We start from the raw sequence: 21,578 nt of genomic DNA, 5'->3' as shown, positions 1-21,578 counted from the left end.
ATTATCCTTTCGACAGGGCTGAAGTGTCACGCATCAAAGTGACGAGCGCTGCAAGAGCCAGCAAAACAAGAGATGCAAGGATCGGAACAAACGCCATCCAGTGCGGGATCTGCAAGATCGTAGTCGTATAACCGTATTCTCTTTGGTCGAGCATCCCGTGGAACATGCGCCAGATCAGCAAAGATGCAAATCCAAGCGCAACCAGCGAGCCCAGCAACGTGAAGAACGCGATCAACCGCTTCGAGGCTCCAGCTGTGAAAATATCCGCTGACACATTGGCGCCTGTCAGCTGGCAATAGGGCAGGAACGCAAACACTGCGACCGCAACGCCCATTTCCGTCAGTTCAAAGTCACCGGGGAAAGGTTTACCGAACATGGATCCGATGATGGACAACATGTTCACCGCTACGACGGCCAAAAGTACACCGCCGCCAAGGAGAGCCCAGACCGTGATGACCCGGCTGGCAATCCCGGTGAACCCGGAATTGCCTGTTTGTTGATCTGCCGGCATCAGTTGGACGCGTTGTTTGCAACAGCAGCCCGGGCCTTGTCCACCAAAGCGGACCCGTCGATGCCTTTGCTGGAGACTTCCTCGACCCAGCGGCCGACAACCGGCTCAAGCGCTGTGTTGAACTCCGCGGTTTCTTCCGGCGTCAAGGTAATGTGCGTGTTGCCGGCCTTCACCGCGAGCCCAATGCCAAAATCATCCGCACCAGCCCAGATATCGCCAACTTCCTTCGACCAGGCAGCATCCGATGCATCGCGGAAGGCTTTCTGGACATCTTCCGGCAAGCTGTCCCAGCGGTCCTTGTTCATGGACACCTGAAACACCGTCGTGCCAAAGCGTTCCTTGTCCGCCCCTTCGATCTGGTAATTGGTCTGCTCCTGGATCTTCAGCGGCGGAATGATCTCCCAAGGGATCATGGCCCCGTCAATAACCCCCTTCTGCAATGCAGGCGGAAGTTCCGGGACCGGCATGGCAACCGGGGACGCGCCAAGCGCTTCAATCACCCAGGCGCCCGTGCGGGTCGGGATCCGGATTTTCTTGTCCTTGAGGTCTGCGACTGACCGCACTTCCGTGTCGCGCATATGAATGCCCTGACCGGCATGCACATGGAGGAACATGACCTCAACGCCCTTGTAGTCGTCTTTCAGATCACTCTCGAAGAGTTCCTTAAGCGCCAGATTGGTCGCTGCGGTATCGTTCTTGTGGACCCCCGGCAGCTCAAAGACCTCAGAGCGCGGGAACAGGCCGGGCGTATAGCCGTTGACCGTCCAGACGAGGTCCACAACACCATCACGAACCTGGTTGATCAGCTCCGGCGGACGGCCGCCCAGGGTCATCGCCGGATAGATCTCGATGGAGACCTTGCCACCGGAGTTTTCCTCCACCTGCTTGGCCCAGGGCACCAGCATCTTGGAGTGTGCCGGGGCTTTTTCGCCCAGGAAGTGGTGCAGCTTGAACTCGTGATCTGCAGCCTGCACTGATGTTGCGCCGAGCGCCAACAGGGCTGCGCCGAAAACCGCCTTAAAATGCATGATCGTTCCTCCTCCTACGCCGGACATACAAGTGAAAGACCAGTCCGGCTGTGGCCGCGCCTCATTCGCGCTGTTGGTTGCCCAAGCTTATCGGGTGCAAGGTGCCGCTGGCACATAATTTTTCACCCTATTGAAGCCTATCCCACCATTAAACAGGAGACATGTCTCCTCCCGAATTCAGTTTTTACTAATTCACTTGGTAATGTAAAATGACATAATGTTGGAGTTGATTTCCTTTTTTGGAAACTAAGTGCCGATTACCCGTGGCATCAACACCAGCCAGTCCCCGAGACATCATCTCAGCCTGTACTCTGCTGAGGGAGCCGCATAGAGTGAGGTGCAGCCTCTTATGAGAACACTACAGGAGATAACTGGATGATGAGCCAACTGTCAGCGCGGATGAGCGTTTTTGCTGCTGCGGCATTTGCGATCGGCTTCAGTGCAGCCGCGCATGCTGACGATGCTATTTCCAAGGTCAAAGCGGCAGCACCTTTGGCGGTTTGCGAGATTACGCCAAAGGAAAACGGCAAAGCCTACGTCATATGGCATTTGACGGCCTTTGATGAAGACGGCACCCGCTACTACCGGGCGATCACCAGCAACTTGATCGAATTGATCGTCAAACCGGACGGCTCCATCCAGAGTGATGCCAACCCGTGCACGAATGAACTGACATTCTACTCATCGAGTTACCGCTGAGCTGTCAGGATACAGCCCAAGTGGTGGCGCATTCATAGGCGACGCCGACCGCTGATCGCGGTGCTGCGCTCTTCATAGATTGTCATAACCTTTGAAGAAGTGGTGCAAGTGAGAAAAGCGCTCAAGTAGGCCAAAGGCCGATAGCGCAATAAGAGAAGATGGTGCCGCTGATAGGACTCGAACCTACGACCCCATCATTACGAATGACGTGCTCTACCAACTGAGCTACAGCGGCTTGGCTCTTGAACAACTCCAAGAGACGATCTCAAAGGCAGTCCTCAAAAACTGGCGCTGCCCGAGTGGGCCGCTAATTACCGGAGCTTCGATCCGGATGCAAGGGCTTTTCCGGGTCCAGGAAATGATGACCACACGTTCGGGTCATCAGTACTTTCCGGATTGAAGCTTCCCTCCTCAGCCTAGTTAAAGAACCGGGGGCGGGAACCTTTCTTCTTGTCGTCTGCGTCCTCGTCATCGTCCGTGCCAGGATCATCCGGCATCCGCGAGAGAGGAAATTCAATCGGACGATCTAAGTCCTCGTCTTTGGCCTTTTTCTCATCAGACTTGCTGTCTTCAAATGTGCCATTAACGGCGGAAGCAGGTTCAGCGGCCTGTTTGTCGGGTGTGGCGTCTGAAGTGGCCTTTTCAGCCTCGTCTGTTTTGGCTTTTTCTGCATCGGCATCTTTTACAGGTGCCGCGGCAGCGGAAGCCTTATCAGACGGAGCTGAAGCTGCGGGACCGTCCGGCAAGTCCTTGAGGGCGGGGGCGAATTTCACATCGTCCGTTGTCCCCTCATAGCCTTCCTTATTAACCGGAGCAGCAGTCGCTTTTACGTCGGACTTAGCGCTTGGTGCAGGTTCCGTCTCCTTGGTCGTTTTTGACGGCTCCTCGCTTTGAGGCTCGGCCTTCAACTCAACGACCTTGGCATCGGCAGCCTCTTCCGGTTTTTCGTCGGACGCGTCTTTGGTCTGCGAAGGTGCGGTCGCCGCCGGCTCGACAGGCTCTGCAGCAGGTTCCTTGACTGGTGCAGCCGCAGGCAGAACAGGGGCCTCAAACAAACTGTCTTCCAACAGAACACCATCTTCCTCGTTGAGGCTGCCCGGCGAGGACCATTGGAACGCATCCAGCTTCCCGGTCACAGGCGACACGGCCTGCCATTCAGAAGACACCACGCCGTCGGCGATCCAGACCTTGTCGAGCGGCGCCTTGACCGCCCGTGCAAGCCAATCGCGGACCCGGCCCTTGTCGCCGGTCTCGGCCTCTTCCACTTCGGCCATCAGGATGAAGGCCGCCCTGGTCGGCTCGGATTGCAGCGCTTTCTTCAGCTGTGTGCGGGCTTCTTCAAATTCGCGCGCTTCCAATGCAGCCTTGGCGATCGCGATGGCCCCTTCCGCGGTGTTGGCGCGCTGCGCCGCAAGGCTTTTGGCACGCTTCAGCCGGTCAACAGCTGAATCGCCCGTGCGCACATGGGAATAGGTTTCGGCCAACTCCGGATGCGGCGACAACCGCCAAGTCGCTTCGATCACTTTCGACGCCTTACGGATATCTCCCCGGCGGGTCGCCAGCCGAGATGTGATGACAGCGGCCGGAACCAAATCCAGTGCCAACCCGTGCGCTTCTTTTGCCAGCGAGAAGGCCCGGTCCGGATCGTTGTCTTCCAGTTTGTGGGCAAGAGCGGTGAGGATGACTGCACGCTGACGGCGATAAGCCTTTTTATCCAGGAGTTTGGACGTATAGTTCCGCTCAAGGGTTTTCAGCGCCTCATCCCAATGATGGGCAACAGCCTGATACCCGAGAACGGCTTTCCCGGCCCACTCAAGGCCCGGTGCGGATTTCGCAGCCTCTTCCGCGTAATGGCGCGCGGCAACCGGCTCCTTCTGGCGTTCTGCCTCGACAAACAGGCCATGCAAACCGAGCGTCTTTGTATTGGGATCGTCCAGCATGGCTTCAAAGCGCTGCCGTGCTTCGCCGTCCTTGCCAGCCAGCTGCGCCGTTTGCGCAAGAAGGAGTTTAGTCGCCGGCTCTTCATTCAGCAGCTTGTCTGCATCAAGTCCGTAGCGCCGTGCCATTTTGGCATTGCCCGTGCCAAGTGCAATCAACCCTTGCGACAAGGCTGTGTAGCCTTTGTCCTTCCGGCGCTGCTTGAAGAAACGGCCAGCGATTTGCGGAGATTTCAGGATCGCGCGGATAACACCGACAACGACCAGAAACGCGACGAGAACAAGGCCCACCACCAGGGCAACCACCACCGGCGGCTGTTCCCAGACATAGCCGTTCCAGCTGACCGATATCGTTCCAGGCAAATCCGCCATCCAGGCAAACCCGAGGGCAGCCAAAAACAGCATGGCGAAAAAGATGAGGACGCGGATCATCGGTGTCGCTCCCAAAGTGCGCCGGACCATCCCGGCAGAATAAACTCAAATCCGGCTGGCCGCTGAACGGCCACCGGCTCAGCTGTCGTTTTTCGCAAGCGCGCTCAGAACTTCCTGAGACGCCTTGTCCGTCAGCGCATCAACTTCAACCCGTGCCTCTGCCCGGTTTGTCCAGTCCGCAGCTGCGTCCTGACCCGCTTGCGGCAGATCCTTGGAGGCCGCAAGCGCCGCGCTCAAATCTCCCTTGGAGACAGCATTTTCCATCCGCCGCAAAACGGCATCCGGCCCGGTGCCGTCTGCATTGCCCGGCCCGCGCACTGCCACAAGTGACCGGGCACTTGCCAGGAAGCTCTGCAGCACATCGCCGGACTCGTCCGGCTCCGCGAAGGTCTGGTAGACGCTGCGCGCAACATTCGGGAACTGCGCGATCAGGACAGACACAGGCTCCACACCAGTCTTTGCGTGTGCTTCAAGCGCGGACAGGTCCATATCTGCCGGAAGGCCGGCTTTGACGGCTGCAAGCTCTGTCTCATAAGGACGGCCCGAATCCACCGCCGACTTCAATGCCGACACAGACAAGGCCCGCGCCGCAGTCTCCCGCGCTGTTGCATCACCCATGGTTGATTCAACTTGTGCCAGTCTCTTGGACAAGCTGTCGAGTTCGGCCCGCAAATCTTCAAGCGCTGCGTTGTTGGCAGCACCGACGGACTGAATGTCTGCCGAGAGGCTCGAAAGTGTTTCTGTGGCCCGCGCCTGGCTGTCCGCAAGGGTCTTCAAGGACACATCTGAGGTCGACACCGCTGTTTGCGCAGCTTTTGCTGTTGCCTCCGTGTTCTGCAGACGGGTCTGCAGCTCGGTCAGCTGCGTCTCAAAACCTTTGACCTGACCTTCAAGGTCCGTCACGGAACCGGAGAGTTTTTCCGTCTCTGACGTCGCCGCAGAAGTGCCGCCTTCCAGTTCGGTAAGTCGGGACTCAATCGGGGCGAGATCAACGGGTGCTGCGGCTTTCACCGTATCTTCCAGGCTGCTCAGCCGGGTTTCCAGCGGCGCCAGATTTACAGGCGTTCCGTCTGCAGACGTTGCAGAACCGGAAGCCAGATCTGCTTTCAAGGCATCAAAGTCCTGCTTCAACGCATCGACGGCACCAGACACATCAGCTCCACCAGACTGGGCAGCTTCTGTCAAAGACTGCTCCACGGCAGCGACTTTGCTCTCCAAATCCGAAAGAGCTCCGCTGACGTCTTGTCCGGAGACAGTCGTTCCAAGCGCGCTCAGCTGACTTTCCAGATCCGAGATTTTCCGTTCTGCTGCTGTCAGCGCGCGGGACATCTCCTGATCCTGCTCAGGTGTCAACTTGACGATGCCGGCCTGATAGAGACCGAAGCCTCCGCCGAGCACCAGGACGCCGCCGATCACCGCGGCGATCAGAACACCGAACGCTCCAACGCCGCTGCTTTCCTGAGCTGCGGGCGGATTAGAGAAACTTGCAGATCCGGATGCGGGTTTCTGCGCCGAACTGCTGGAAGTGGAAGACGATTTGCTCGTTGCCGTACTTGCCGATGCGCTGCTCGAACTGCTCTTTCCAGCGTCCGTACCCGGTGTCGTTGGCTTCGAAGCGGATTGAGAGGACGTACTGCTGGCGGCCGAACCAGCGGGCTTGGAAGCGGTCGACGAAGACGAAGTAGCAGATGACGCGGCGCTTGACGGACGCGTTGAAGATGTTGAGGAACTTGTCGTTGGGGACGTTTTCGACTCGGCGGGCTTGGACGATCCGGATGTCCCGGATGCTGTCGAAGACGGTGATTTGTCGCTCACCTTCTCCGGCTTCAGATCAATTGTGACCGGACGCTTCGATCCGGACGACCCAGAACTGGAGGCGGAGCTTCCCGATTTTGCGGATGAACCGGATCCTTTGCCATCGGATGATGATGTTCCGCCAGGAGTTTTGTTATCACTTGCCATCTATCTCTCTCCCGCACCCAGCCAGTCCCAAGATCTTAACTATACACGTCTCTTTGCAAAGCGGTAGCACCGCGGCAAAGAGTCTTGCGCGCTGCAAAACAACGACTCCCCCGGTTCGGGTTAACACTCTGCTAACAACAGATCGAAGAGCGCATCTTCACGCGGCGCGCTGGCGATATGAACGTCATTAAAGCCCAGGAGACCTGCTGCTGCCTGACCGGAAATGGCGTAGACTGGCAAATTGGAAAAAATGTGTTGTGGCAAATTGGCGGTGAGGAGCTTCGCGAGGATTTCGCCAGTGCGGCGCGAAAACACCAAAACACCGTCATAGTCTTCATTTGCCAGCACTGCGAAGACAGTCTTCGGCAGGTCCGGAACAGCCTCCATCCGGTAAACCAGAAGGGTCTGGCAAGTGATGCCACCCCTTTCCAGAATCTCCCCGAGATCGCCCGATCGCTGTTCTGCGGACAGATAAAGGACCTTGCGCAAGTCAAATTCAGCCGAGGACAAGATCAGGCTGGCCAGACCCGCCACATCAGAATCAGCTGAGCGAACATCTTCAAAACCCACCGCCCGACAGGCTGCAGCGGTTTTGTCTCCAACCGTGAAGGCAGGCAGAGACGTCAATTGTGCCAGCTGTGCGTGATGAGTGATCGCATCAACAGCACGGCGGCTGGTGAGCGCCAAAGCGTCAACACCGGTAAGGTCAAAACTTGGCGGGGGACAGGGACAAAATTGCAGTAGGGGCATCTCGTCCGCCTCATATCCCAAGGCCCGCAATCGATCGGCAGTTCTCTTGCAGTCAGGTTGCGGACGGGTCACAAGGAAACGCATCGGCTCAGTGGTTCGAGAGGAACCCGGGCCCCATCTTGGCTTTCAAGGCTTCACCAGCGACCTGGCCGATTTGAACAGCATCAGCTGCGCGTCCGGAACGCACCTCATCATGAACCTCAGAGCCGTCCGGTTTCAAAACTGTGCCTTTCAAGGTCAACTCGTCGCCGTTCAACAGGGCCAGACCGCCAATCGGGGTTCTGCAGGATCCATCCAGAACCGCAAGGAACGCGCGTTCCGCATCAAGACGGATTTGGGTCTCCCGATCATGGATTGCCTGCAGCATTTCAAGCGTCCGTTCGTCGCCTTCACGGCTTTCGATGCAGATCGCGCCCTGGCCGACAGCCGGCAGAAAATCCTCGGTTTCGAGAAGGCTGGTCACCTCCCCTTCAAGGCCAAGGCGGCGCAAGCCTGCATAGGCGAGCAGTGTCGCGTCCACTTCGCCTTCTGCGAGCTTGCGCAAACGGGTCTGCAAGTTGCCGCGGTACATCACCACATCAATATCGGGGCGAAGGCGTTTGATCATCGCCTGGCGGCGCAGCGAGCTGGATCCGACCACCGCGCCATGCGGCAAATCCATCAGGGTTTTGGCTTTGGGAGACAAAAATGCATCCCGAACATCTTCACGCGGCAGGAAGGCAGTCAGAGCCAAACCGTCCGGCAGAACGGTCGGCATGTCCTTGGACGAGTGTACGGCCAGATCAATACGCCCATCCAGCATGGCCTCCTCAATTTCCTTGGTGAACAGGCCTTTCCCGCCGACTTCAGACAGGGGCCGGTCCTGGATCTGGTCTCCGGAGGTCTTGATCACCTCGATTTCGAAGGCGTCCTCTGGAAGGTCATGGGCAGCCATCAGCCGGGCACGGGTTTCATGGGCTTGAGCCAGAGCCAGCGCGCTGCCCCGTGTTCCGATGCGCAAAGGATTTGATTGCAAGGTTTACCGTCCAAATGCTACGCCCGGCTAAAGACGCGCCGGGTCTGTTCGTTCTTTCTGGTATATGACCTAGCACAAATAACTGCGGCAAGACCAATGACCTTCGTCAATGAAAATCGAGCGGACACCCGATTAACGGTTCTGGGCATTGAAACAAGTTGCGATGAAACCGCAGCTGCCGTGGTGCGCGGACCGCTCGACAAAAACATTCTATCAAATGTCATCCGGTCTCAGATCGACGAACATACGGAATTCGGCGGCGTGGTGCCGGAAATTGCGGCCCGGGCGCATATCGAGATCCTGGACAAAATTGTTGCCGAAGCGCTCCAGAAATCAAAATGTTCCTGGGATGACATTGATGCTGTCGCCGCAACGGCCGGCCCCGGGCTCATTGGCGGTGTGATCGTGGGCTTCATGACTGCCAAGGCAATTGCCATGGCCGCCGGCAAGCCTCTTGTTGGAGTGAATCATCTCGAAGGCCATGCGCTCACCGCGCGCCTAACCGATGATCTGGACTTTCCGTTTCTGCTACTGCTTGTTTCTGGCGGGCACAGTCAGTTTTTGCTCGTACGCGGGGTTGGCGATTATGAACGCCTCGGAACGACCATTGACGATGCGATTGGCGAGGCGTTCGACAAGACCGCAAAACTTCTCGGCCTGCCCTATCCCGGCGGCCCGCATGTTGAAAAAATGGCGAAAAAGGGGGACGTGACCCGTTTCAAACTGCCGCGTCCGCTGCTCGACCGGCCTGGTCTGGACATGTCGTTTGCCGGCTTGAAAACCGCTCTTCGCACGCAGGCAAAAAAGCTGGAACCGGTCGATGATCAGACCGTCGCAGACTTGTGTGCCGCCTTCCAGCGTGCTGTCGCGGACGTACTCGCCGCGCGCACGAAATCGGCTTTGGAATTCTTCCGGGAACGTTATCCGGAGACAATACCGAGCATCGTCGTGGCAGGTGGTGTTGCTGCCAATCAGGAAATCCGCAGCAGCCTGCTCTCCGCTGCTGACGAGGCTGGCGCCCGTTTCATTGCGCCCCCCATGGCGCTTTGCACGGACAATGCAGCCATGATTGCGTGGGCCGGAATTGAACGCCTGCTGCACGGCCTCGTTGATGACATGAAGTTGCCGCCCCGTCCGCGCTGGCCACTCGATCAGTCCAACGCCGGTGTCTTGGGGGCCGGAAAAAAAGGCGCAAAAGTCTAGACGTCCTTAGAGACCGGGTTCCGGTAAAGCACGGATCTGCGCGAGGGCGGCTTGCACTTTCAAATCGAGCATGACCCGACCGATGTCCGCGCTGGCGAGGGACGGTTCTCCTATGACACCTGTTTCGCCAGTTGCGTTCAGCAAGCCGGGAACAGCATTGGCGAGATCGCGTACGCCATCGGCTTTTAGTGCCATTACTTCGGATGTATCCCTTATACCAGCATGCGTCCCGATCTGCTCTAAGCTGAACCCTTGTTCTTGAAGCTCAGCGATTTGCCCATTTGCCTCAGGAAAATAATAGTCACTGATCTGAAAGACCTGGGCTGGGGCGGGCGACCACCAACCACCGCGCATCCGGTCCGCCGCAGCCGTCTGACCACGCTGGGTGCTGCCACTATCACCAATGAAATAGACCCGTGAGAATCCGTGCTGCAGTAAGCTTTTCGCGGTACTCACCAAGATGTCTTCAAAGGTCTCTTCCGATATCGTCAAGGTCCCCGGAAACCGCATATGCCCTGTCGGCGGGTCGATATCTCCTTCCGGGACATAGGTCACAACAGGGGCAACCAGCGTCTTGCCAAGCTGTGATGCCAATGCACCAGAGGTGTACCGAACCACGATATTGTGCTTCCCAAGCACCATGTGGGGACCGTTTTGCTCAGTTCCACCGGAAGGAACGATCACGTGCGTATAGCCCGCGTCCAGAGCTTTCCTGACCTCGGTCCAGGTTAGGTCCTCAAGATGCAAAGAGGGCGGGCTGTAGCTCTCATCAGCCACACTGTCCTGCGTTGGTCCGAGAAGGCACAAGAGGCACGCTGTTATGACGGAGAAGACTTGTTTCACTCGTCTGCTTACCCGCCGCCAGGCCCAAATGAACGGCTTCCACAACATCTCGTGGGAGGCGTGAAAAGGATTGGCCTCATGCCCGTCAATTCCGAATTTGAAGGTCTCTTTTTCTTTCGGAATATAAAGCGTCCCGAACAGCCAGTCCCACCAGGAGAAGACCAGCCCCATATTCTTGTCCCAATGCCTGACTTCGCTGCTGTGGTGGATCTGGTGCATGGCCGGGCTGACCAAATGACTGCTCAACCAGGCGGGATACGACAGCCAGATGTGCGAATGGCGCAAGTTGTAGCCGAATAGGTAGAAAAGGAAGATCCCGACGTTGATCCCGAGAATTGCGAAGATGTCAGGCGCCGGGCCGACAAACATCAACCAGAGCGCACGGGCGCCCGCTTCGCAGATGACCACTGCTGCACCCGTAACAATTAGATCAACGGGCGACATCCGGAAAACAGTAAGCGGCGTCAACACCTCTGCAGAGTGATGAACCTTGTGGAACTCCCAAAGGATCGGGACTTTGTGCTGCAGGTAGTGCGTGAAAAATACTGCAAAATCGAAGGCCAGCAGAAGCAGAAAAGAAAAGGCAAGAATGGACCAAAAACTATGGTCCGATGCTTCGCCAGCTTGCAGCGTTGCAGGCTCAACCCAAATGCCATGCATGCTCGTTCCCAGCCAAGCCAAGGGAACAGCAACGAGAACACCCTTCAGCAATGCCATCCAGAAGTAATAGAGATAATCCTGCTTTGCAGACGGGTGCAGATAGATGTCTTTTGGGAAACAGTATTTGAGAAACGCAACGGTGGGTTTGCGGAAGCGATATAGGACATAGACGATCGCCAGGGTACTGAAAACATAGAGGACAAAAATGCGCTCGCTAGGAACGCCGATCGCCACGATAGACCGAAAAAGGGTCGCGACTGCAATTTCGATGTGTTCCATGACCAACGCCGCTGCGGTTTTCGACATAACAGCGATAGGTCAGACTGGTTAATCTCCGGTTAGGAATCACGTTGACAATCAATCTTTGCCAACCGTTCTTCGGCAAAGAAACAGGTTGAAATGGGAGCCGGTCACCCCGGCCCCGGAGTTAACCGACAACCCGGTGCCCACGTCCACGCATGCAGTTCATGACGATCTGTTTGCGTTCGCCATGGGCGTTGAGAGCACCGCCACCAGCCCCGATCGCCCCTCCGGCCAAGGCCCCGGCCACCGCGTTCCCGGCAGCATTTTTTCCGTCGTCGTCTTCCACAGCTCCCAGCACCCCGCCGATTGCTGCACCAGCCAAAGCAGCCATCTTGGTTTCGTCATTGAAGAGACGCCGCTGTTCGGCAAGGGCTTTACAATCTCCGAGATCCTTTTCGTAGGTATACCCCATCGGACCGTCGACGATCGGCCGGTAATTCGAACCGGTTTGACCGCAGGCCGTCAGACTAACAACCAAGACTGCAGTCACGGAAAGGCGCGGGAAAAGAGTGCCAAAATTCATCAGTGGGGGCTCCGATAAGCAATAAATTGGGTCGAAAGACCCCTGCCGCGGGAGTTCTGATAGTTGATCCGAATCTTAAATTCAATCATTTTTTATTGTTTTACAATAATTTTTTAACTTGAAGTTCGTCCCGGGGACGGCTTTAGACAATCAAATCAGGCAGATATGCAACTTGGTCTTTTTCTGCCCGGGCGGGACTGATACGAAGCAGGCACCACAGCGCGCAGCGGAACCCCTGATGAAAATCTTTCACAAAGCCTATGTCTATCTGACCTGCGGACCGGAGCTTTTGGTGTTCGAAGAAGCCGACAATCCGCGGCCGGATCTTCAGGTGCCCGGCGGCACGCTCGATCCAGGCGAGAGTTATCTTCAAGGGGCAATACGTGAATTTTCCGAGGAGACCGGACTAACCTTGGATATCGCCCTCGAATCGTTCGCCGACCAGGATCACTTCATCGACAATGTGCCCGGAATTCTCGATGGCCTTCATCGCAGACGGCATTTTCACGGCACGATTCCGGAAAAGCCCGCTGACGAATGGGAACATTTTGAAATGACGCCAAGCGCGGGTGGAGCACCAATCCGGTTCCGCCTGTTCTGGGTTGATTTGTTCTCAGAGGAAGCGCCGCCCGAGACCCGTTATTTTGAAGGGTTTGGAGCGCAGCTTGAAACACTACGGTCGCGCATGGAAGGGCAGATCAATGGGGGCCGTTAAGTCGATCGGTGTCATCGGCGGCGGCGCCTGGGGCACCGCGCTTGCTTTAACTGCGGCTCGGGCTGGAACTACCGTGCGCCTCTGGGCGCGGGATCCTGCAACAGTCTCTGAAGTCCGGAGCAAAAAGCAGAACACGAAGTATCTGCCGGGGATCACGTTCGATGAAGATCTGAATGCAACCTCGTCTTTGAAAGAAGCCGCCGATGCAGATGCGATTCTGCTTGTGACACCGGCACAATCCACCCGAGCCATCCTGAGTGCTCTCAAAGAGACCGGCACTGTGCGCGGGCCTGTTGTCTTATGCGCTAAGGGCATCGAGCAGACCACCGGCAAGCTTTTGTCGCAGGTGATGAAGGAAGAGCTACCAGGCATAGAACCCGGGGTCTTGTCCGGACCGAGTTTTGCTGACGATGTCGCTAAGGGCCTCCCGACAGCAGTTACCGTTGCCGCACACACGGCAAAAACAGCTCTGAGCCTTTGCGAAGCGCTGCAATCGCCCTGCTTCCGTCCCTATGCCTCGATCGATGTCCTCGGAACACAAATTGGCGGCGCGCTCAAGAACGTCCTTGCCATCGCTTGTGGCGCAGTGGCTGGGCGAAAACTTGGCGCCAGTGCGCAAGCAGCATTGACGGCACGCGGATTTGCGGAACTGAACAGGCTTGGCAGCGCGATGGGGGCACAAGGCGAAACCCTGACAGGCCTGTCCGGTCTGGGGGACCTTGTACTGACCTGCTCCTCTACTCAGTCGCGCAATTTCTCATTTGGAATGCGACTCGGTGAAGGCTTTATGGCCTCGGAGCTGATCGCCGCCGGCGGCAAGCTGGCTGAAGGGGCATACTCGGCGCAAGTCGCGGTCAAATTGGCTCAAAAGCATGAGATCGAGGTGCCCATTTGTGACACCGTCGCCCGGATGGTCAGTGAAGACATGACGATTGACGAAGCTTTGAACACCCTCATGGCCAGGCCGCTGAAATCAGAAACTGACTTTTTTTGAGACGCCTAGCACTGCAAGACACATCAACACGAAAAGGCTGCCCTTTTCGGCAGCCTTGTCTTCATGAGATTGAGCTTTGAGGCACTTTTTGCAGTTTCCAGCCCCTTTTGGCCTGCCTATGCCAAATGGCTGCAGCGATATGGCCCGTTATCAAGACGAAAAGGGCGAAGGCCGCTCGATGATGCAAAGACTGCGGCGGAGCTTGGGCTAGAAGTTCTGGATCGGGAGTGTTGCCGCTCAGGATCTCGGGCGCAGCGCCTGTCAAAACCAACATGCCCACCCCGCTCACCAGAAGAATCACGGGCAGAACGCGCAGAAAGCCGTGAACCATCTTGGCCGCCCAATGTATCCCTTTTGATTGATGCCCAATCGTCGAAGCCTGTCCTCCTGCAACCAGCCAGGCGGCTAAACGCACCAAGGACAACAATCCGGCGAGCAAACCAGCCGCGAGATGGATCCTTAGGAACGCACCGCTCATGGATGGTATCTGCTGCGCCATGTAGCCCGTCGCAAGCGCCAACGCCACGAACACAGCAATCAACCAGTGAAGGGTTCGGGTTTTCGAAACGACTCGAACCATCACGACCCATCCTCCTGTTCGATCGGCACGTAGAGAGCTGCATGAAACACAGTCCCCTTGAGCGCACCCGCAGCGCCGCTCTCACGGTATTTTTGGATTGCCGCGGCATAGTCATCGGCACTCTCCCATCTTGCAACGTTTACAAGCTGGAACCTGGCTTTCGGCATGATTGATTTGTGAAGCTGGGTTTCGATGTAACCCGGCTGGGTTTCCAGAAAAGCGCGTGCAGATCTCCAGCCTTCAATCGTTGTCTCAACCTGGTCCGCCGACACTTCAAACGCATTGATGAGCGTAACCGGTTCTTTGGGTGACAACTCCTGCGCTGGCACTTGAGCGGAAACTGACAGGGCCGATGCAGCAATCGCGAGAGTCCGGGTGGTTCGTTTACTGAGCATTTGCAATCTCCATTAAATAGCAAGCTATATTTATTTATATAGTATGCTATGTATCGTATATGCAAGACATGGCATTCGAAAAAAATTCTTCAGCCGGATATCTGGCAAATCATTTGGCGCGCCTGTTTGCGTCCGGCCTTCAACGGCGGATCAAACCCCTCGGGCTAGCAACCGGCCAATTCCCGGCACTTGTCGCGCTGTGGCAGAAGGAAGGCCAGACGCAGAAAGACCTGGTCGCCGCGCTCGACATTGAGCAGGCAACCCTTGCCAACACTTTGTCCAGAATGGAGCGTGATGGTCTCGTGATACGCAAACCGTGTGACGAAGACGGCCGGGTTCAGCGGATCCATCTCACGCCCAAGGCGCGGGCGCTCAAGAAAGATGCCATCGATGCCGCCATGGCTCAAAACGCCGTTGCGCTGGACGATTTCACAGAAGAGGAAACCGCGCAGTTTCTGGAATTCATGCGCCGGGCAATTGCCTCAATGCAGGCCGGCTAGGTGTCCCGGTCTCACGCAGGCTGGATCAGATCCCATTTGTTTCCAAACGGATCCTGAAACACCGCCACTGTGCCATAAGGTTCGCGCCGCGGGGCCTCCAGAAACTGGACACCCTTCTTCGACATAGCGGCGTAATCCCGATCGAAGTTATCGGTCGTTAGAAACATGAACACCCGCCCGCCGGTCTGGTTGCCGATGGCTGCCTGCTGCTCTGGCCCATCTGCCTTGGCGAGGAGAAGCCGCGTTTCCGCGCTACCAGGAGGAGCGACGAGAACCCAGCGCTTGCCAGGCTCCAACTCCGTGTCTTCTATCAGCTGACATCCGAGCACGTTGACGTAAAATTCCAACCCTTCGTCATAGTCCGGTACGAGAAGTGACACGGCGCTGATAAACTGTTTCATGAAGATGCTATCCTGCGGAAACGGGGCTTGCACCGCTATCACGGGCAACAGTCATTTCCAACGCTGCATCTGCAAGCATCCAAAGAAGTTCCCACCCCTAGTTCGCTGCGGTCTACCTGGATCAGGCAGCCTTGTCCTGATCGTTTTCCCAGATGTCGCTGTTCAAAAAGTCGTCGACCGCCTTGCTCAGAGAACTGCTCACATCCGCCAAAACACGGCTGAGTTCTTCGACTTCATTGGAACTGCCGCGCGTTTCCGTGATGGTATTTTGCAGGACATTGACGTTTTCGGTGGCGCTGCGGCTGCTTTGAGCCGCGCGCGCCATGGCCTCGCTGATTTCACCTGTTGCAGCGCCTTGCTCTTCAACAGCGGAGGCAATTCCCGCGGTCACTTCTTCAACCGTTTCCATATGCTGTCCGATGGACTGGATTGCCTCTACCGCACGGTTTGTGGACGATTGAACTGCCGCAACCTGAGATGAAATCTCGTCGGTTGCCTTTGCGGTCTGCGTCGACAGTTCTTTCACCTCAGCCGCCACAACGGCGAAGCCTTTCCCGGCCTCACCGGCACGGGCTGCTTCAATTGTCGCGTTCAACGCGAGAAGATTGGTTTGTTCTGCAATGTCCCGGATCATGTTGATAACGTCGCCAATCTTTTCCGCCGTTCCGGCGAGCTCCTTGACATCGGTATCCGTCGACTTTGCCGTCTCGGCCGCCCCACGAGTGATGCTTAATGCGCGGGTTGTGTGTTGATTGATCTCCTGAATGGAAATCCTGAGTTCCTCGGCAGCAGACGCGGACGACTGAACGCTGTCGTCAGACAGACGTGCCGCTGCGAGCGCGCCGTCAGCGGAGTCTGAAGATGCCTCCGCGATCCCCACCAGTTTTTCCGACGTCGCACTCATCACGTCTGTTTGCGTCGACAGCTGCGACTGGATGTCAGAGATCTGAGTTTTGAAACGATTGACCAGCCTGTCCATCTCGGATCTATGCACGTCTTCCTGCGCACGGCGTTCCTGTGCCGCAACCTCGCCTCGCTTCACCTCAAGGGCGTTGTCGCGAAACACCTTCATCGCCCGCTTCATGTCCCCAAGCTCGTCAGCCCGGTCATCATTTTCGACCACGGTGTCGAGACGTCCGTGAATAAGGTCCCGAATATTGCCGATCAGTTGTCCAAGCGGGCGGGTGAAGGTCAATGCCAGCAGATATCCGCCCACTCCGGCAAGGACGAACAAGACAACACCCGCCATCCCCATCCAGAACTTGAGATCGGTCAATGGCGTCATTGCTTCGGCTTCGGACTGCATTGCCAAAACCGCCCATGTCACACCTTGGTACTCAAAAGACTTGCCGACTTGAATGAAACGCCCATCCCGGTGCGCCGGACCGATCATGACTTTCGTCTGGCCATTCAAGGCCGCATCCGACGCTTCGGTTTGGAATTGGGTTTCAAGTATGTCGTTCTCATCCGTGAACCTGGAATTGTTCCGCAGGAACCCGTTCGACCCGACAATCAGCGTTTCGCCGCTGTCCCCCAATCCGGCAGACCGGTTCATCAGCTGATTGATCCGGTCAATCGGCATTTGGAAGACGAGAACGCCCGCTCTCTCGCCATCTTCGATCATCGGCATGGAGATGAAACTGGCCGGTGCACCATGGCTCGGTCCGTAGGGCGCAAAGTCAAAGAAGTGGATCGCATCCGCAGGACCATCATTTGCCGCATGAAACGCTCGCCCGAGATCGGTATCAGACCACGGACCACCCACCTTGAAATTGGTCGCATAGTCTTCTTCCTTGAAGACCGTGTAGATCAGGTCGCCGTCCGGGTTGAACAGGAAAACATCGTAGTAGCCGCGTTCGAGCAGAAACTCCCGAAACCAGGGATGAAACTCCGCGTGAGCGGCATCATAGGCGGTTTCGCCGCCAGCGGCATCAAGGAGATGTTTTTCTCCAAGCGGGTGCGGATTGTCGCGAATATAGGCAGCCTTCAGGATCTCTGTATGATCGCCTTCAATCTCTTGCCAGGCACTATCAAAGGCTGACAGAGCATCGTGCGCGAACGGGAGCGTACTGACGAGCTTCAGATCTGCTTCGATGGTGTGCAAATAGTCTGACAGCTCGCTGACACGGTTGGTTGCAATCGCTTCCAACCGGCTCTTTGTCAGCTTTTGAATTTCGCTGGATGCAGAAAAATAACTGCTCAGGCCAATGCCCGCGCCAACGGCCAGCGCAAAACCCAGTATTGCAGCTGGAATCTTAAAACGAATGGACAAACGATCCCACATGGAACCCTCCCTAATTACACGCGAGGGTTGGTGAGTACAGTTAATACATTATTAAATCTGTGGTTGCATTTCTCAAATTTTATGCAACCTCCGCATATTTCTCTAAGGCCGCATCAGAAAGAGGTCAGGGGGGTCGATATAAATTCGGGTAGCTTGAAATTGCCCTAAAAACCTCTTGGCGCTGAGCTGCAGTCAGCGACCACCGAATCTGATCCCCATAAACTACTGTGCGCGGCGGTAAACCGATACGTTTGTAAAGCTGGCAACGTCGACGAGATGGACCGTTTGGGTCACTGTCAGCGTACGCCCATCTTCGGAAAGCTCCCGCTCCGCCTTCATGATGGTGAGGCCTCCGCGCCGGGCCTCGGACACCAGATTGCGGTCATTTGCAAAGACCAGCCGCATGGCATCGACCAAACCGCTTTTCCCAAGCTTGACTTCTGGCCCATCGGGAACGGCTTCAAAGCTGTCGTTGGTGACATCTCCATCAGCTGAAACCTGGTTCATGGTGAAGACCGCCATGCCGAAATTGTCTTCTATCTTCAGCGTCGCACTTTTGGGCGGATCGCCTTGCTCGAATTCGCTGGCGTCGGAATCAAGGATCCAGGTGCCGAGAAACGGAGCGATTTTATCTTCGATCATAACAGTCTCAGGTCAAACAAAGGAAAAGCCGCCACCGGGATACCCGGTGACGGCCTTGGGTGCAAACAAGGATTTGCTTAGCCCTTAAGAGCGTCCAGCTCGGCGACGATGGCATCGCCCATTTCAGCGGTCGACACAGTGGCTTCGCCTTCAGCTGCGATGTCCTTGGTGCGTAGGCCTTTGTCCAAAGCGTTGGCAATGGCCTTGTCCAGAAGATCAGCCGCTGCAACTTCCTCAAAGGAATAGCGCAGAGCCATTCCGAAAGATGCGATCATCGCAATCGGGTTGGCCGCACCTGTGCCGGCAATGTCCGGAGCAGAGCCGTGGACCGGCTCATAAAGCGCCTTGCGCTTGCCGGACTTGGCATCCGGAGCCCCGAGCGAGGCGGACGGCAACATACCGAGGGACCCGGTCAACATGGCCGCAACGTCTGACAGCATATCGCCGAACAGGTTATCAGTGACGATCACGTCGAACTGCTTCGGCCAGCGCACGAGCTGCATGCCACCGGCGTCTGCCAGCATGTGCTCCAGAGTGACGTCTTCAAAGCCGTTCTTGTGTGTTTGCGTCACGACTTCGTTCCAAAGAACGCCGGACTTCATCACGTTCCGCTTTTCCATGGACGTGACTTTGTTGTCACGGGTGCGCGCCAACTCGAATGCAACCTTGGAAATCCGCTCGATTTCGTAGGTATCATACACTTGAGTATCCACACCGCGTTTCTGGCCATTGCCAAGATCCGTAATTTCCTTCGGCTCTCCGAAATAAACGCCACCGGTCAGTTCCCGAACGATCAGGATGTCGAGGCCCTCGATCACGTCCTTCTTGAGCGAGGAAGCATCGGCAAGTGCCGGATAACAGATCGCCGGCCGCAGGTTGGCGAACAGCTCCATGTCCTTGCGAAGGCGCAGAAGACCGGCTTCCGGGCGAACTTCGTAGGCCACATTGTCCCACTTCGGACCGCCCACCGCACCGAAAATCACAGCATCCGCCGCCATGGCTTTCGCCATGTCTTCTTCGGAAATGGATTGCCCATGCGCATCATAGGCGGACCCGCCCACAAGACCTTCGTCGGTTTCAAAAGCCATACCGCCTTTGGCGTTAAACCAGGCAATGACCTTTTTCACTTCGACCATGATTTCCGGGCCGATGCCGTCACCCGGCAAAAGCAGCAAGTTTTGAGAGCCCATTTGGCGTACCATCCCGCAGATTATAGAAACAGATGGCGTTGGGTTACCCCGCCTGCCGCTTTCTGGCAAGGCGCGGGATGTTGCAAAGAACTCAAGCAACGCCTACGGAAAGGTCAAGCGCGCTGCGTAAGTTATAAGCAGGCCTCAGTGCACGGGCTGCTGGAAAAGTTGTCCGAGCGTTGCTTCGGCAATGCCAACCGGATTGCCCTTCGCTTCACTTTTCAAGCTTGCGATCTGGCGGCCCAGGATGTCCTTGCGATCGACACTCAGGCCGACCGGCAGGTGCAATATGGCTGCCGAACAGCGCAAAAGCGGAAACTTCCTTGAAATACCGTGGCGGTCAGACGCCTCGATGTATCCCTGAAGCCGGTCCGCCGGATCATAGAGGCTCTCCGCCTGATGGCGGAATTCTTCTTGCAGATCATAGACCATCCGCCGCATTTCTTCCGACGTCCGCCCGCGGGCGCCAATGAAAAAGTCGTCCCCGCCAATATGGCCGGCAAACACGTTCTCACTGGTCGCCATGCGCTTCATCAGTTCGGAGAACAGCAACAGTGCCCGGTCTCCAAGGGTGAAGCCGTAGGCATCGTTGAACGGCTTGAAGTTATCGAAATCGAGATAGCAAAACGACCGCTCAATATCCGGGCTCTGGGCATCATTCTGGACATACTGAATGATCAGCGCGTTGCCCGGCATTTTGGTCAGCGGATTCTGGTTTTCCGCCGCCCGCATCCGGACTTCATTTGAGATTTTCAGCAAGGATGTTGTTGTCAGGAAACCGCTGTATTTGCCATTTTTCGTGATGATGATGCCGCCGGCCTCGTCATCTTCATCCGCGACCATCGCAACGAGCTGATCGAGCGGGGTATTGACGTTGGCCACCGGACACCGGTGCGTAAACGCCGCCAGGCTGTTGCTCATCACCGGGTTGAGCAGGAGATCCCGGCCGAACGGCATGTAGACGAAGGTTTTGATATCCTTTTCCCGGATCAGACCACGGGGTTCGCCGCTCGAATTGATCACCGGAATGAAAGGATTGGCCCGGCCAGCCCGCAACAGATTGAGGACTTCCTCCATCCGGGCATTGTCCTGAAGCGGCACCAGCGGCCGGATTTCACGGGCCACCAGATCAGCGTCGTCCCGCGGCATCATTGGCGTGCGTTTCACAGCCGTGGCCACAACCGGATAACGGATCTCCGCCTCCTCCAGATCCTGGAACGGCCGCGACACCAGATACCCTTGGATCAAGTCGCAGCCGATTGCCTTGCAGACCGCGAGTTCCTGCGTGGTCTCAACACCTTCTGCGACCACGCGCATACCAAGAACATGGGCGATATCGACAACGGTTTTCACCATCAACCGCTTGCGGGAGTCGGTGTTGATTGACTGGATGAAAAACCGGTCCACTTTCAAAATATCAGGCTCAACCTCATACAAGGATTTCAGCTGCGCATATCCGCGGCCATAATCGTCGATTGCAAAACCGAACCCGAGTTCGCGCCCGCGTTTGGTGAACTCGTTCAGCCGGCACGTCTCATTGACGTCCCCTGTTTCGCTGACCTCCAGAATAATCTGCGCGGCGGACAAATCCCCCTCGTCCAGCAGAAGCCGGGTCTCGTCGAACAAAAAACCCTCGACATCCAACAAGCGGGCATCGACGTTCAGGAACAGTTTGGTCTTGCCGCGATTGGGCATTGCGACAAACTTCCGGATCGCCTTTTTCCTTAAAAGACATTCCAACTCGACCAGAACACCGGCATCTGCCGCGAAATCAAAGACATCACAAGGCGTTTGAAATCCCAGTTGCCCCACATTGCGCAGCAACGCTTCAAATCCATATCCATCGCCGGAATGCGCATCAACTATGGGCTGAAACGCGTAATCGAGGAGCGTTTCCGCGCTTTCAAGGAAAGCATGCGTACTTGGAAATCCATTCAGCAATGGGACGAACGCCGGTTGTGCCGTCATGAAGTAAGCCTTGTTTTTCAAGGTGTTGACGATTGAAGCTTAT

General features: G+C 56.5%; 21 protein-coding genes and 1 tRNA gene. 6 read left to right on the top strand and 16 right to left on the bottom strand.

From position 1 onward, the window contains the following. Nucleotide 1: 1 nt before the first annotated feature. Nucleotides 2–511, bottom strand: a complete 510-nt coding sequence (locus AC0J4F_RS07410) for a TRAP transporter small permease (RefSeq protein WP_133952221.1) — start codon at nt 509–511, stop codon at nt 2–4. Beyond that, complete coding sequence (locus tag AC0J4F_RS07405; protein WP_133952223.1) at nt 511–1,539, bottom strand: TRAP transporter substrate-binding protein; 1,029 nt, start codon at nt 1,537–1,539, stop codon at nt 511–513. The genes AC0J4F_RS07410 and AC0J4F_RS07405 overlap by 1 nt, the downstream gene beginning before the upstream one ends. A 375-nt stretch (nt 1,540–1,914) precedes the next feature. Between AC0J4F_RS07405 and AC0J4F_RS07400 the strand changes: the two genes are divergently transcribed. Continuing rightward, nucleotides 1,915–2,238 (top strand): hypothetical protein, encoded by a 324-nt coding sequence (locus AC0J4F_RS07400; protein WP_209176138.1) that lies wholly within the window; start codon nt 1,915–1,917, stop codon nt 2,236–2,238. Between the two features lie 159 nt (nt 2,239–2,397). On the opposite strand, the gene AC0J4F_RS07395 is transcribed toward AC0J4F_RS07400, so the two are convergent. From AC0J4F_RS07395 to AC0J4F_RS07385, 3 genes are all read right to left on the bottom strand, one after another. After that, a tRNA-Thr gene (locus tag AC0J4F_RS07395) sits at nt 2,398–2,473 on the bottom strand. A gap of 181 nt (nt 2,474–2,654) precedes the next feature. After that, nucleotides 2,655–4,607: a heme biosynthesis HemY N-terminal domain-containing protein gene (locus tag AC0J4F_RS07390; protein ID WP_473025854.1), complete on the bottom strand. Its 1,953-nt coding sequence runs from the start codon at nt 4,605–4,607 to the stop codon at nt 2,655–2,657. 78 nt (nt 4,608–4,685) lie between these two features. Then, on the bottom strand, nt 4,686–6,023 hold the full coding sequence (locus AC0J4F_RS07385; RefSeq protein WP_133952229.1) for a mitofilin family membrane protein: 1,338 nt from the start codon (nt 6,021–6,023) through the stop codon (nt 4,686–4,688). A 241-nt stretch (nt 6,024–6,264) separates the two neighbouring features. Here AC0J4F_RS07385 and AC0J4F_RS07380 point away from each other — a divergent pair, with 241 nt between their 5' ends. Then, nucleotides 6,265–6,636, top strand: a complete 372-nt coding sequence (locus AC0J4F_RS07380; RefSeq protein ID WP_133952231.1) for a hypothetical protein — start codon at nt 6,265–6,267, stop codon at nt 6,634–6,636. A gap of 53 nt (nt 6,637–6,689) precedes the next feature. On the opposite strand, the gene AC0J4F_RS07375 is transcribed toward AC0J4F_RS07380, so the two are convergent. Together AC0J4F_RS07375 and hemC are read right to left on the bottom strand one after the other, a co-directional pair. Beyond that, nucleotides 6,690–7,403 (bottom strand): uroporphyrinogen-III synthase, encoded by a 714-nt coding sequence (locus AC0J4F_RS07375; protein ID WP_133952233.1) that lies wholly within the window; start codon nt 7,401–7,403, stop codon nt 6,690–6,692. 4 nt (nt 7,404–7,407) lie between these two features. Further along, complete coding sequence (gene hemC, locus AC0J4F_RS07370; protein WP_133952235.1) at nt 7,408–8,334, bottom strand: hydroxymethylbilane synthase; 927 nt, start codon at nt 8,332–8,334, stop codon at nt 7,408–7,410. A gap of 96 nt (nt 8,335–8,430) precedes the next feature. On the opposite strand from hemC, the gene tsaD reads away from it, so the two are divergent. Then, nucleotides 8,431–9,537 (top strand): tRNA (adenosine(37)-N6)-threonylcarbamoyltransferase complex transferase subunit TsaD, encoded by a 1,107-nt coding sequence (tsaD, locus tag AC0J4F_RS07365; protein ID WP_473025853.1) that lies wholly within the window; start codon nt 8,431–8,433, stop codon nt 9,535–9,537. A 6-nt stretch (nt 9,538–9,543) separates the two neighbouring features. Here the strand turns inward: tsaD and AC0J4F_RS07360 are convergent, their stop codons facing one another. After that, nucleotides 9,544–11,319 (bottom strand): creatininase family protein, encoded by a 1,776-nt coding sequence (locus AC0J4F_RS07360; protein WP_473025852.1) that lies wholly within the window; start codon nt 11,317–11,319, stop codon nt 9,544–9,546. A 148-nt stretch (nt 11,320–11,467) separates the two neighbouring features. Continuing rightward, the gene (locus tag AC0J4F_RS07355; RefSeq protein WP_040451062.1) at nt 11,468–11,866 is read right to left on the bottom strand and encodes a hypothetical protein; all 399 of its coding nucleotides are present in this window, start codon (nt 11,864–11,866) and stop codon (nt 11,468–11,470) included. A gap of 238 nt (nt 11,867–12,104) precedes the next feature. Between AC0J4F_RS07355 and AC0J4F_RS07350 the strand changes: the two genes are divergently transcribed. Both AC0J4F_RS07350 and AC0J4F_RS07345 read left to right on the top strand, forming a co-directional pair. Beyond that, entirely contained in the window at nt 12,105–12,581 is a 477-nt protein-coding gene (locus AC0J4F_RS07350) for an NUDIX hydrolase (RefSeq protein WP_209179998.1), read from the top strand. Continuing rightward, nucleotides 12,568–13,575 carry an NAD(P)H-dependent glycerol-3-phosphate dehydrogenase gene (locus tag AC0J4F_RS07345; protein ID WP_473025851.1) on the top strand — a complete coding sequence of 336 codons (1,008 nt, stop codon included), beginning with the start codon at nt 12,568–12,570 and terminating at the stop codon, nt 13,573–13,575. The genes AC0J4F_RS07350 and AC0J4F_RS07345 overlap by 14 nt, the downstream gene beginning before the upstream one ends. A 61-nt stretch (nt 13,576–13,636) precedes the next feature. Here AC0J4F_RS07345 and AC0J4F_RS07340 read toward each other — a convergent pair whose 3' ends face one another. Beyond that, nucleotides 13,637–14,155, bottom strand: a complete 519-nt coding sequence (locus AC0J4F_RS07340; protein ID WP_473026410.1) for a cytochrome b — start codon at nt 14,153–14,155, stop codon at nt 13,637–13,639. Beyond that, entirely contained in the window at nt 14,155–14,550 is a 396-nt protein-coding gene (locus tag AC0J4F_RS07335; RefSeq protein WP_473025850.1) for an antibiotic biosynthesis monooxygenase family protein, read from the bottom strand. Before AC0J4F_RS07335 ends, AC0J4F_RS07340 begins: the two co-directional genes overlap by 1 nt. Before the next feature lie 59 nt (nt 14,551–14,609). Between AC0J4F_RS07335 and AC0J4F_RS07330 the strand changes: the two genes are divergently transcribed. Next, nucleotides 14,610–15,050: a MarR family transcriptional regulator gene (locus tag AC0J4F_RS07330; protein ID WP_133952251.1), complete on the top strand. Its 441-nt coding sequence runs from the start codon at nt 14,610–14,612 to the stop codon at nt 15,048–15,050. Between the two features lie 11 nt (nt 15,051–15,061). Here AC0J4F_RS07330 and AC0J4F_RS07325 read toward each other — a convergent pair whose 3' ends face one another. From AC0J4F_RS07325 to AC0J4F_RS07305, 5 genes are all read right to left on the bottom strand, one after another. Next, nucleotides 15,062–15,451 carry a VOC family protein gene (locus AC0J4F_RS07325; RefSeq protein WP_473025849.1) on the bottom strand — a complete coding sequence of 130 codons (390 nt, stop codon included), beginning with the start codon at nt 15,449–15,451 and terminating at the stop codon, nt 15,062–15,064. Nucleotides 15,452–15,572: 121 nt separating this feature from the next. Further along, complete coding sequence (locus AC0J4F_RS07320) at nt 15,573–17,735, bottom strand: methyl-accepting chemotaxis protein (protein WP_473025848.1); 2,163 nt, start codon at nt 17,733–17,735, stop codon at nt 15,573–15,575. A 222-nt stretch (nt 17,736–17,957) separates the two neighbouring features. Continuing rightward, nucleotides 17,958–18,377, bottom strand: coding sequence for a hypothetical protein (locus AC0J4F_RS07315; protein ID WP_209180005.1), 420 nt, complete (start codon nt 18,375–18,377; stop codon nt 17,958–17,960). 77 nt (nt 18,378–18,454) lie between these two features. After that, on the bottom strand, nt 18,455–19,567 hold the full coding sequence (gene leuB, locus AC0J4F_RS07310) for a 3-isopropylmalate dehydrogenase (protein ID WP_473025847.1): 1,113 nt from the start codon (nt 19,565–19,567) through the stop codon (nt 18,455–18,457). Between the two features lie 144 nt (nt 19,568–19,711). Next, nucleotides 19,712–21,535 (bottom strand): EAL domain-containing protein, encoded by a 1,824-nt coding sequence (locus AC0J4F_RS07305; RefSeq protein ID WP_473025846.1) that lies wholly within the window; start codon nt 21,533–21,535, stop codon nt 19,712–19,714. Between the last annotated feature and the right edge of the window lie 43 nt (nt 21,536–21,578).

Source organism: Roseibium sp. R5 (genome assembly GCF_055755305.1).
This window is presented reverse-complemented; position numbering and strand designations above follow the sequence as displayed.

Excerpts from the sequence above, each read along its gene's own strand:
- AC0J4F_RS07410 (WP_133952221.1), bottom strand. The coding sequence starts at position 511 with ATGCCGGCAGATCAACAAACAGGCAATTCCGGGTTCACCGGGATTGCC.
- AC0J4F_RS07405 (WP_133952223.1), bottom strand. The coding sequence starts at position 1,539 with ATGCATTTTAAGGCGGTTTTCGGCGCAGCCCTGTTGGCGCTCGGCGCA.
- AC0J4F_RS07400 (WP_209176138.1), top strand. The coding sequence starts at position 1,915 with ATGATGAGCCAACTGTCAGCGCGGATGAGCGTTTTTGCTGCTGCGGCA.
- AC0J4F_RS07390 (WP_473025854.1), bottom strand. The coding sequence starts at position 4,607 with ATGATCCGCGTCCTCATCTTTTTCGCCATGCTGTTTTTGGCTGCCCTC.
- AC0J4F_RS07375 (WP_133952233.1), bottom strand. The coding sequence starts at position 7,403 with ATGCGTTTCCTTGTGACCCGTCCGCAACCTGACTGCAAGAGAACTGCC.
- tsaD (WP_473025853.1), top strand. The coding sequence starts at position 8,431 with ATGACCTTCGTCAATGAAAATCGAGCGGACACCCGATTAACGGTTCTG.
- AC0J4F_RS07360 (WP_473025852.1), bottom strand. The coding sequence starts at position 11,319 with ATGGAACACATCGAAATTGCAGTCGCGACCCTTTTTCGGTCTATCGTG.
- AC0J4F_RS07355 (WP_040451062.1), bottom strand. The coding sequence starts at position 11,866 with ATGAATTTTGGCACTCTTTTCCCGCGCCTTTCCGTGACTGCAGTCTTG.
- AC0J4F_RS07350 (WP_209179998.1), top strand. The coding sequence starts at position 12,105 with ATGAAAATCTTTCACAAAGCCTATGTCTATCTGACCTGCGGACCGGAG.
- AC0J4F_RS07345 (WP_473025851.1), top strand. The coding sequence starts at position 12,568 with ATGGGGGCCGTTAAGTCGATCGGTGTCATCGGCGGCGGCGCCTGGGGC.
- AC0J4F_RS07340 (WP_473026410.1), bottom strand. The coding sequence starts at position 14,155 with ATGGTTCGAGTCGTTTCGAAAACCCGAACCCTTCACTGGTTGATTGCT.
- AC0J4F_RS07335 (WP_473025850.1), bottom strand. The coding sequence starts at position 14,550 with ATGCTCAGTAAACGAACCACCCGGACTCTCGCGATTGCTGCATCGGCC.
- AC0J4F_RS07330 (WP_133952251.1), top strand. The coding sequence starts at position 14,610 with ATGCAAGACATGGCATTCGAAAAAAATTCTTCAGCCGGATATCTGGCA.
- AC0J4F_RS07325 (WP_473025849.1), bottom strand. The coding sequence starts at position 15,451 with ATGAAACAGTTTATCAGCGCCGTGTCACTTCTCGTACCGGACTATGAC.
- AC0J4F_RS07320 (WP_473025848.1), bottom strand. The coding sequence starts at position 17,735 with ATGTGGGATCGTTTGTCCATTCGTTTTAAGATTCCAGCTGCAATACTG.
- AC0J4F_RS07315 (WP_209180005.1), bottom strand. The coding sequence starts at position 18,377 with ATGATCGAAGATAAAATCGCTCCGTTTCTCGGCACCTGGATCCTTGAT.
- leuB (WP_473025847.1), bottom strand. The coding sequence starts at position 19,567 with ATGGGCTCTCAAAACTTGCTGCTTTTGCCGGGTGACGGCATCGGCCCG.
- AC0J4F_RS07305 (WP_473025846.1), bottom strand. The coding sequence starts at position 21,535 with ATGACGGCACAACCGGCGTTCGTCCCATTGCTGAATGGATTTCCAAGT.